Source organism: Caballeronia arationis (assembly GCF_001544975.2).
Classification (GTDB): Bacteria; Pseudomonadota; Gammaproteobacteria; order Burkholderiales; family Burkholderiaceae; genus Caballeronia; species Caballeronia arationis.
Map to the genome: position 1 here is coordinate 1 of NZ_FCOG02000183.1, position 9,378 is coordinate 9,378.

Below are 9,378 nucleotides of genomic sequence, written 5' to 3' on the forward strand. Positions count from 1 at the left end.
CTGCGCAAGGTGATCAAGACCCGCAGCTCGTTTCCGACCGACGACGCCGTGACCAAGCTGTTTTACCTGGCGCTGAAGTTCGAGGACAGGCTGATGCCCCGTTAAACCACAACCTGTTTACACAAAATTCGGGACACCCCCGATAGATAGCGGGCGTGAGCGGAATGAAGCGGTTCGTTCAAGGCGACAATCGTACGCAAAGCTTTCTTCTTCCCGAAGCTCTCGACGACTATGTGACGGACACGAATCCTGTTCGCGTAGTCGATGTCTTTGTAGATGAGCTTGATCTTCAGAAGCTTGGGTTTGAAGGCGTCGAACCAGCACTTACCGGCCGGCCTTCATATCAGCCGGAGGTGATGCTTAAGATCTACATCTACGGTTACCTGAATCGTATCCAATCAAGTCGTCGCCTTGAGCGCGAAGCCCAACGCAACATTGAATTGATGTGGCTTACGGGCCGCTTAGCACCAGACTTTAAGACCATTGCGCGGTTTCGCAAAGACAACGGCAAAGCGATCCGCAGCGTTTGTCGTCAGTTCGTTGTGCTGTGCCAACGGCTGGATCTGTTCGCCGACGCGCTAGTTGCGATAGACGGCAGCAAGTTTAAGGCAGTGAACCATCGCGACCGCAACTTCACGAGCGCGAAGCTGGAACGGCGAATGCAGGATATCGAGGCAAGCATCGGCCGTTATCTTGTGCAGATGGACACCGCCGATCGGCAGGAACCTACGGTCGCGAAGGCGAAGACGGAACGGCTGCAAGACAAGATTGCGGCTCTCAAGAAGCAGATGCAAATCCTCAAGCAAGTTGAAGTTCAACTCGACGCGGCGCCGGACAAGCAAGTGTCGCTCACGGACCCGGACGCGCGTTCGATGAAGACGCGGGGGACAGGCGTCGTCGGGTACAACGTCCAGGTAGCGGTCGACGCAAAGCACCATCTGATTGTCGCGCATGAGGTAACCAACAGCGGCATTTATCGTGACCAGCTCACGTCGATGGCCAAGTTGGCTCGTACGGAAATGGGTGTCGATAAACTCACGGTTGTAGCCGATCGAGGCTATTACAAGAGCGAAGAGATACTCGCCTGCCACGAGGCCGGCATTACGGCGTTTGTTCCCAAGACGAAGACCTCGGGCGCGACCTTCGACGGCCGCTTTGGCAAAGAAGATTTCATTTACGATGCTAAAAAGAACGAGTATCGATGTCCGGCTGGCGAACGTCTCGTATGGCGCTACAGGACAACTGAGCGTGGCCTGAAGTTAGATCGCTACTGGAGCTCGCTGTGCCAACAGTGTTCATTGAAAGATAAATGCACACCAAGTACCGAACGCCGGGTAGCGCGCTGGGAGCACGAAGGATTGCTCGAAGAGATGCAGGTCCGGCTTGATCTCGCCCCGGACATGATGCGTATCCGACGACAGACTGTCGAGCATGCCTTCGGCACGATCAAAGCCTGGATGGGAGCAACTCATTTCCTAACGCGCGCTATCGAGCGGGTGAGCACAGAGATGAGCTTGCACGTGCTCGCCTACAACATGAAGCGGGTTATCAAGCTAATCGGTTCAGAAACGGTTACGAGAGCGATGCGGGCGTGAAGCCCGCGGGGCGGATGGGTCCTTGCAATGTGTTCAACTCTGACCGGACCGTTGTAGTGCCGCAATCAAAATGCCGCGATCTGCGCCGAGACAGCGTGTCGTCAAATTCCCGACGGCTATGCGTTTTGACACGGTCCGGGCCGGAACTTGCCGGCTGCCGCCCGACGTTGGCCGGCCGGACACGGGACCCACAGGTGCCATTTGCGCTCCGAGGCGAGCCCGGCCGCTTAGGGGACGGAACAGACCCTTACCTTCGGGCACCACTCATTCGTTGGTCCAATGCGTATATCGACAACAATGACATGTTCACTTGTCGCCTAATTGCTCGCTTTCTTAGGTCTAAGCCTTGATCACCGAACGCAATTGGGTATTGCGAACAATAAAGCCCGGAGGTAAGCATCATAAAATTCGTGCAATCGTTCTTGGGACTGTCAGAATTTCTGGGTTCAAGACGGTTAACACAACCCGCTTTTCAGCGGGCAGCGGTTTTCAGAATATCGCAATCGTAGGGCGTGTGCAGCCGGCGACCTCGAGCATCATGCCGATGGCAGGCACGCGATCGCCGAAGAGGCGGATGGCAAGCGGGGTCGTCAGCGGCCCGATGAAGGCGCCGACCAGCCCCGTCGCGAATGAGGTCATCCCAAGGCCCGCTTAGAGGTAGACGGAGAACGTCAGGAAGAAAGCGGAGATGACATAGAAGAACAGGCCCCCGTAAATCCGCTCACCAAGCCAAGCCTCCGGATCAGGTCCATGCTGATCAGGGGCACGCCGCCTCTGCGGGCGTAGGCCACCTCATATTGGCAGAAGCCTACAGCAGCAACAGTGCACGCGCTCATAATGCGCAGTTACCTTGCAGCACCCGTAGCATCGGGTAGCAGGCTCATTCACCCAGGCATTAGAATTCGTGCCCGTCCTAAATCCCTGATACAAGAACTCTTAGCGAGCGATCGGTCTGAAGACTCGATTCTTGTCGAGCGTGGCAGTATCAGGCGTACTATGACCTTTCTCTTTGCTTGGCGCCAAGCTCCCTTCTTCCAGAGCGGGTCCGGTGTAGCGGCCACGTGGCCTTATAACTTTGCCAACCCTAAGTTGCTCGATGCAATGCGTGAGCAGTCCGACGCTACGGGCAGTTGCGAATAGTGCAAACGAGGCGTCACGCGGGAGCTTAAGTTGTGCCGCCAACGCAGCAAGAGCGACATCGACATTCGGCAATAATCCAGTAAGCGTGACAACCTTCTCGATGAACGATGCAATCTCTGTCGGCGGGGTAAGGCGATCTAATAATGCCCGCGCTCGAGAGTCGCCATCCGGATAGAGATGATGTCCAAAGCCTGGAATGGGTATCGCGGTTTGCAAATGGTGACCGACGACCTGTTCAGGACCCAATCGTTCAACGTTGTCAAACACGGCCCGGACGCGACCCGATGCGTCCCCGTGCAGAGGTCCTGAAAACGTGGCCAAACCGGTCAACAGGCAGCCAGGTAAAGATGCGCCTGTCGATGCCGTGATTCTTGCAGCGAAGGTTGAACTCGTCAGTTCGTGGTCGGCCACCAGCACCAATGCCCTGCGAATGAGATCGGCGCCTTCACTACCTTGGCCCCAGCCTTGCGCCAGACGTTCGTGGATGAACTTCTCCTTCGCGTCACCTTGTGCCCCAAACGCCTGCGCCACGAGAGCCACGAGTCTTCCGATCTCCGCGTGTAGCGCGCTGTCCGTTCGCCCGTGCGTGGAATGCCCGTTGGCCGCCAGGGCAGCGAGGCTCGTGAATGCACATTGCCTGCCACGCTCGTCTCCCTGGAGCGAGATACCAATAGTCTCGAAGAAAACCGGCGTCTGGGTGTTCCAGAGGATGCCAGCGACATCTTCAAGCGTTGCGGTCTCCGAAAGAAGGATGCTGTCGCGTCCACGATAAAAGGCGCGGCCTTTCGAGAAAGTTGTGATGCCGCTATAAACGCAAGGTTCTGAGCCGAATATCGTGCCGGCGGCCAGCGCTTCACGTTTGCGGCCCACCTGTTTCTTCCGGCAAAGCACGGCAACATCCTCGGCACGATAAAGGCTCTTGCGTGGATCGTGAGGATCGGGAATCACGGCGATGCTGCCTCGGCTGACATAGGCATAAACGGTTTGTGCTTGTACGCCGAGCTGTCGCGCCGCTTCGATGAGGGTGATCCAGGTTCGCATGAGATTGAGGCGCCACGTCCAATGAGACTAAATGGCATGACGCTCACACGCCGCGTGGGAGCACCATGATTTGAGCCTCAATTCTGTCGCTTTTTCAGCTAAATGTCATCTCGCTCGGCCTGCGTTCGAGAATTTCGACCAGGATGTTGCCAGGCGATCGGACGAAACAGCAACGCACGCCCGGACGGACTTGTTTGATGGGTTCGACGATGTCCGCCTCACACTTCACGAGGTGGTCGAACGCCGCGTCGAGATCATCAACGGTCACGCCGAAATGATCGATGCCCTGCATTCGCGCGTCCGTTGGAAGTTGGACCGTGTGCGCATCCGCCAGTGGCGTAATGAACAGATTGATGCTGCCGATGCGTAGATCGACCCGACCAGGACGGCGGATGATCTCAGCGCTTAGACAACGAGCGAACCAGGCTGCTGTGGCTTCAGCATCGCTAGAACACAGCTGCAGATGGTCCCACTTGAATTCGATCGTGCGGTCTTGATTCATGGTGGTGTGTTTGATCAGAGTTCGATTCGGGTGAGCTTGCCAAGCAGAAGCGAATACGACAGCGTGCCGATGAGGCAGAACACGCCCATCAAATTCAAGGCCCAATAAAAGTGTCCCGTGTGATGCGTGATATAGCCGATCATGAGCGGCGTCGTGACGCCTGCGATATTTGCCGCCAGACTGGTGATGCTGCTAGTCAGACCGACGTATTGTCGAGGTGCGATTTCCGACACGGCCGCCCATGACATCGAGCCCACCCCTTGCGCAAAAAATGCGATTGTCAGGATAGCAATAACGAGTTCGTTAGACTGGACGAAGTTGACGAAGATGATTGTCGAACCAAGCAAAGTACCGATGACCAGGGGTGCTTTGCGAGCCGTCGAGATCGACACGCCGCGTCGGATAAAGAAATCGGACAGCGATCCGGCCAAAAGGATGCCGCACGTCGCCCCAAGAAAGGGAAGGGCCTGAAAAATTCCGACCTTTATCATCGACATATGACGCGCTTCGATCAGATAGGTCATGAACCACGTCGTGAAGAACACGAGCAGCGTGTTGTTGCAAAATTTCCCAATACAGATTGCGAGAATCTGGCGATAACCGAGGAGCTTGAGCGCCAGACGCCAATTGAATTTCTCGCGTGGTTTCTGGGTAGCTGCCGAGCGTCCTTCATTAATGTATTGGAGCTCGCGTTCGTTGACTTTCCGGTGCTTGGACGGGTCTCGATAAACACGAAACCACAATACGCTGAAGAGAATGCCAAAACCACCCGTCACGAAAAAGACCGACCGCCAACCATAAAGCGTCGAGATCCACAGCAACAGGCCGGTAAAAATTGGCGTTCCGATGTATTGCCCCATCACATAGACGCTGGTGGCAAAGCCGCGCTCTTGCGAGGGAAACCATAATGTCACCGAGCGCGCATTGGACGGAAAAGCGGGTGCTTCAAGTGCACCCATCGCGAGCCGCGAACCGAGCAGCATGTGATAGCTGCTCACAAGGCCCTGCGTGAAGGTCGCGATCGACCAGCCGACGAGCGATATCGCATAGGCGACACGCGAGCCCACCACGTCCGTCAATATTCCGCCCGGCACCAAAGCGATCGAATAGGCTAGCCCGAATGCGGCAAAAAGTTCGCCCATCTGCATTTTGTCGAGGGTCAGATCCTTCGACAGACTCGGCGCGACGATACCCAATGCTGATCGATCGACATAGTTGAGGATCGTCGCGACCAGCAGCAGAGACAGCACTACATATCTGACCTTCGACGGTCTTGCCGCCGCCGCGTAAGACGCGTCGTCCGGTACAGTGAATTGTTCCTCTACGACTTTCATCGGTGTCTCCTGATCAAAGTCCTGCGTGTTGTTGTTCTTGTGCGGCAGGAAAGACGATTTATCCACGGCCCACGAAAGGCATCGTGGTCGCCATGATGGTCATGTTCAGAACGTTGGCCTCCAGAGGCAGGCTCGCCATATGAACAATTGCATTCGCGACATGCGTAACGTCCATCCGCGCTTCCGGCGCCGTGGTCCCGTCTGCTTGCAGAACGCCGCGTGTCATCCGGTCCGTCAGCGACGTGGCGGCATTGCCGATATCGATCTGGCTGCAAGCGATATTGAACGGGCGTCCATCCAGAGCGAGCGATTTGGTGATGCCGCTCACGGCGTGTTTTGTCGCCGAGTAGGCGATCGTCTGTGGGCGCGGCGAATGCGCGGAAATCGAGCCGTTATTGATGATCCTTCCGCCTTGCGGGTTCTGGTTTTTCATGAGACGCCACGCAGCGCGAGCGCACAGAAACACACCCGTTAGGTTGGTCGCGACGACATCGTTCCAGAAGTCGAGGCTGTACTCTTCCAGCGGCACGGCGCCAGCGTTGCGCCCCGCATTGTTGAAAAGGACGTCGAGACGGCCGAATTCCTGCGCGATCCGCGAAAACGCACGATCGACCGAGGCTTCGTCGGCAACGTCAGCGGGAAACACTTCCGCTTTGCCGCCAGCCACCGAGATCGCCTCCTTCGTTTCGAGCAACGGCTCTTCCCGGCGTCCGATGAGCGCCACTGTGAAGCCGGCGGCGGCCAGTGAGATGGCGGCAGCGCGTCCGATTCCAGATCCAGCGCCCGTGACTGCTGCGAATTTCTTTGGTGCAGACATCAAAAATCCCCTTCGTTATTGATTGCCGTGAATGAAGAATTCACCGGCTTACGACGCGGGGCAATCTTGATTCGGTCAATCAACATCAGAGGGCCCTACAGCCGGGCATCGGATCAGGGTTTTACCTGATCCTGAGATCTTAACGGAAGGGCGTGCGTTGTCGACCAGGCGAAGTGGTGTGACTGCGCAAGATATCGATAAGGTTCTATTGATTCATCCAATCAACATTGACCAGCGGCGATCCCATTTCGTAGTCTTTGGGGAATCTTTCAATCAAGGAAAACACCATGCCGGAAAATAACCGTACCAAGCTTTTGATTGCCCGACGGGTTCCGCAAGCTGTAGCGGCCCGCGCAATCGACGAATTTCAAGCCTACGTGACCGAATCCGACATGGATTCCTGGTCCGTTGTCGACTTCTGCAAAACGCATAATGTTCAGGCTGTTCTGGTCGGCAAGAAGTCTGGATTACAAAAGGAACATATTGCAGCGCTGCCCCCGACAGTCAAAATCATTGCAAATGCCAGCGCAGGTGTCGATCACATGGATGTGGCGTACGCGCGCAAACAAGGCATTGCGGTGACGAACGCGCCTGATGCATTGACTGAATGCACCGCGGATTTTACGATGCTTTTGATATTGGCCGCCTGCCGTCGTGCGGCAGAGTATGGGAAAATCATGCGAAGCGGTTGGGGAAAGTCGTTCGGTATGACAGAGATGTTAGGTAAGCGTGCGAATGGGAAGACGCTTGGCATCGTCGGGTTCGGGCGTATCGGACGCGCGGTAGCCAGGCGCGCGCAAGGCTTCGGCATGCGAGTCATTTATACGGACATCGTCCGTGCCGCCCCGTCATTGGAGAACGGCGCGACGTTCTATCCTAGCGTACGCGAAATGCTGCCGCATTCTGAGGTGCTTACGCTTCACGTTCCTGGTGGTGGAGAACCTTTGATGACGAAAGAGGAATTTGATTCCTTGCCAAAGGGCGCCGTATTTGTGAACGCCGCACGTGGTGCGCTCGTTGATGAAGATGCCCTGTACAACGCGTTGACATCCGGACGTCTCTTTAGCGCTGGTCTTGACGTCTACCGGAACGAACCGAATGTCGACCCGCGATTCGCTAGTCTGGAGAACGTGTTTTTGACACCTCACATGGCTAGCGCCACGGTCGAGACGCGCGACCAAATGGGTTTCACCGCACTAGATAACGTCGCGGCCGTGCTTAGTGGTAAAAGCGCCCTAAATCCGGCGTGATTGGCAACGAATAGATTTGTTTCAGGGCATCAACCAGCATCGTCTTCTCCCGGTTGCTCAGGAATTGCGGGTTGACGCCCATCCCTTTTTTTATCAGTTCGTTCGCCTTCTTCAGAATATCGTGCTCAAGCTGCAGCTGTCGGATGTCGCGTCGAAGCGATACGACCTGTTGTTCCAGCTCCACACGCTCATGGTCCGACGCTGGCTTCCTTTTGCGTTTCATAGATGCTGGAACCTCTCGACCGAGTAACTGATTCTTCCAGTTATACAACGTTGGCCGGCTCACACCGGCTTTCTCGGCAACCACGCGAGCGCTTTGCTCTCTGGTGCACACTTCATTGACTGCTGCCTGCTTCACCTTTTGTGATTTTGGGACGCTATCAACCGCTCGGCCAACAATACGTTTCCTGATTTCCAACTGGTTGCTAGTTTCGGCGCTGATTTTCCACAGAGCGGCCGACAAACCCGAGGCGCACATCCATGTCGGGCAAGAAATGGCAAGATGCGACGAGATGTTTCGGTATGCGAACATGAAGGAATCTTGAGGCTGAGCACGCCTGCGGCGCACCGATGATGCTGCGCAAAGGCTGAACGTGAGATCAGTTGCGGCAGTAGTGGCGCAGGTTGATCAGCGTATAGGCGAGGGTCTTGAACGCATAGTGCACGTCACTGATGCGTTCAAAGCGCAACAGCAGACGGCGAAATTTATCTTCCCAGGCGAACACGCGCTCGATGGTGCGAAAGCGCTCTTCGAAGATCCCCGCATCAAAGTGGCGCTTACGCCCGCGCTTCGAGGTTTTGCGTCCACGCGGGTTCTCGGGAATGTTGGGGACCATGCCGCGATTGAAAATCGCCTTGCGGTTGGTCCGGCAGTCGTAGACGCCGTCCAGACTAACGATTGCGCCTTGCAGGTCCATGCCGATGACGCGCGCGATCTGGCTGAGTCGGGGCAGCGCGTCGCGCAGCAGGGGCGATTCATTGCGGTTTCCCGGGGCTGTCACGAACGGCGCGATGACGTTGCAGTGGCGATCGCACAGGGCTACAACCTTGTCGCCCTTGAGATGTTTGTGGCCGCTGTAACCGAGGTTGTCGCCGCCCTTCTTTGCCGCCGTGGTCGTGCCATCGCCGTGAATGACCGTCAGATCCAGCAACTGGTCTTCATGAAGCCTGCTGACCGATCCCGCAAAGATAGCATCCATGCAACCCGCGGTCTGCCAGCGGCGAAACGCCCGGTAGATCCGCGTGTAGTGAATCTCGGGCAGCCCCTTCGCATTGGTGCCGATCGGCAGCATTTTCCACTGACACCCCATATAGAGCGCCTGCAGGATGTAGTTGAACAGCTTGTGCAGCGACAGCGTCGGTGGCGGTCCACGTCGCCCCCGGCTCAGATGCGGCAAGACAAATTGCTCGAACTGCGCCACGCCCAATTTTGTCGGAATCGTTTGCCAGCCATGGTTTCCAGCCATTCTCGCATCCGCAAACTCTCGACTTTAACCGATCCGACTGCACCGATCCCGCCAGCCTGTCCTGACGCGGCTCGCAGACAAATCCGGCTGCTTGGAAAAACCCGCAACCACTTGGTCAAGAAAACAGCGAAGGGAGCACCAGTTTCTCCGGCCAAGCGCATCGTTGGCAAGAAAACGGCAAAGCCAGCAGTGAAGAAGGTTGCGAAAAGCATGGTCGCAAGTCGCAAGGCGGT

Annotated in this window: 9 protein-coding genes and 1 pseudogene; 3 read left to right on the forward strand and 7 right to left on the reverse strand. The window is 56.4% G+C overall.

Features of this window, described 5'->3' with window-relative positions; all coding sequences use genetic code 11:
* Positions 1-164: 164 nt before the first annotated feature.
* Positions 165-1,595 (forward strand): IS1182 family transposase, encoded by a 1,431-nt coding sequence (locus AWB81_RS37955; RefSeq protein ID WP_062643197.1) that lies wholly within the window; start codon positions 165-167, stop codon positions 1,593-1,595.
* A gap of 489 nt (positions 1,596-2,084) precedes the next feature.
* On the opposite strand, the gene AWB81_RS47565 is transcribed toward AWB81_RS37955, so the two are convergent.
* From AWB81_RS47565 to AWB81_RS37980, 5 genes are all read right to left on the reverse strand, one after another.
* Positions 2,085-2,234: a hypothetical protein gene (locus tag AWB81_RS47565; RefSeq protein WP_235026119.1), complete on the reverse strand. Its 150-nt coding sequence runs from the start codon at positions 2,232-2,234 to the stop codon at positions 2,085-2,087.
* Between the two features lie 297 nt (positions 2,235-2,531).
* Positions 2,532-3,776, reverse strand: coding sequence for a citrate synthase (locus tag AWB81_RS37965; protein WP_062643199.1), 1,245 nt, complete (start codon positions 3,774-3,776; stop codon positions 2,532-2,534).
* Between the two features lie 94 nt (positions 3,777-3,870).
* Positions 3,871-4,278: a VOC family protein gene (locus AWB81_RS37970; protein ID WP_062643202.1), complete on the reverse strand. Its 408-nt coding sequence runs from the start codon at positions 4,276-4,278 to the stop codon at positions 3,871-3,873.
* 14 nt (positions 4,279-4,292) lie between these two features.
* Complete coding sequence (locus AWB81_RS37975) at positions 4,293-5,612, reverse strand: MFS transporter (RefSeq protein WP_062643210.1); 1,320 nt, start codon at positions 5,610-5,612, stop codon at positions 4,293-4,295.
* 58 nt (positions 5,613-5,670) lie between these two features.
* On the reverse strand, positions 5,671-6,429 hold the full coding sequence (locus AWB81_RS37980) for an SDR family oxidoreductase (RefSeq protein WP_062643204.1): 759 nt from the start codon (positions 6,427-6,429) through the stop codon (positions 5,671-5,673).
* 287 nt (positions 6,430-6,716) lie between these two features.
* On the opposite strand from AWB81_RS37980, the gene AWB81_RS37985 reads away from it, so the two are divergent.
* The gene (locus tag AWB81_RS37985) at positions 6,717-7,679 is read left to right on the forward strand and encodes a 2-hydroxyacid dehydrogenase (RefSeq protein ID WP_062643206.1); all 963 of its coding nucleotides are present in this window, start codon (positions 6,717-6,719) and stop codon (positions 7,677-7,679) included.
* Between the two features lies 1 nt (position 7,680).
* Here AWB81_RS37985 and AWB81_RS37990 read toward each other — a convergent pair.
* Both AWB81_RS37990 and AWB81_RS37995 read right to left on the reverse strand, forming a co-directional pair.
* A pseudogene (locus tag AWB81_RS37990) lies at positions 7,681-8,094 on the reverse strand (transposase); the annotation flags it as partial.
* Between the two features lie 184 nt (positions 8,095-8,278).
* Positions 8,279-9,145 carry an IS5 family transposase gene (locus AWB81_RS37995; RefSeq protein ID WP_087135471.1) on the reverse strand — a complete coding sequence of 289 codons (867 nt, stop codon included), beginning with the start codon at positions 9,143-9,145 and terminating at the stop codon, positions 8,279-8,281.
* Here AWB81_RS37995 and AWB81_RS47570 point away from each other — a divergent pair.
* On the forward strand, positions 9,131-9,378 hold a 248-nt coding region (locus AWB81_RS47570), incomplete at its 3' end, for a hypothetical protein (protein ID WP_235026120.1). The two genes, AWB81_RS37995 and AWB81_RS47570, sit on opposite strands and share 15 nt — an antisense overlap.

What these genes read in the sequence shown, in the direction of transcription:
- AWB81_RS37965 (WP_062643199.1), bottom strand. Translation starts at nt 3,776, where the DNA reads ATGCGAACCTGGATCACCCTCATCGAAGCGGCGCGACAGCTCGGCGTA.
- AWB81_RS37970 (WP_062643202.1), bottom strand. Translation starts at nt 4,278, where the DNA reads ATGAATCAAGACCGCACGATCGAATTCAAGTGGGACCATCTGCAGCTG.
- AWB81_RS37995 (WP_087135471.1), bottom strand. Translation starts at nt 9,145, where the DNA reads ATGGCTGGAAACCATGGCTGGCAAACGATTCCGACAAAATTGGGCGTG.
- AWB81_RS37975 (WP_062643210.1), bottom strand. Translation starts at nt 5,612, where the DNA reads ATGAAAGTCGTAGAGGAACAATTCACTGTACCGGACGACGCGTCTTAC.
- AWB81_RS37955 (WP_062643197.1), top strand. Translation starts at nt 165, where the DNA reads ATGAAGCGGTTCGTTCAAGGCGACAATCGTACGCAAAGCTTTCTTCTT.
- AWB81_RS37980 (WP_062643204.1), bottom strand. Translation starts at nt 6,429, where the DNA reads ATGTCTGCACCAAAGAAATTCGCAGCAGTCACGGGCGCTGGATCTGGA.
- AWB81_RS47565 (WP_235026119.1), bottom strand. Translation starts at nt 2,234, where the DNA reads ATGACCTCATTCGCGACGGGGCTGGTCGGCGCCTTCATCGGGCCGCTG.
- AWB81_RS37985 (WP_062643206.1), top strand. Translation starts at nt 6,717, where the DNA reads ATGCCGGAAAATAACCGTACCAAGCTTTTGATTGCCCGACGGGTTCCG.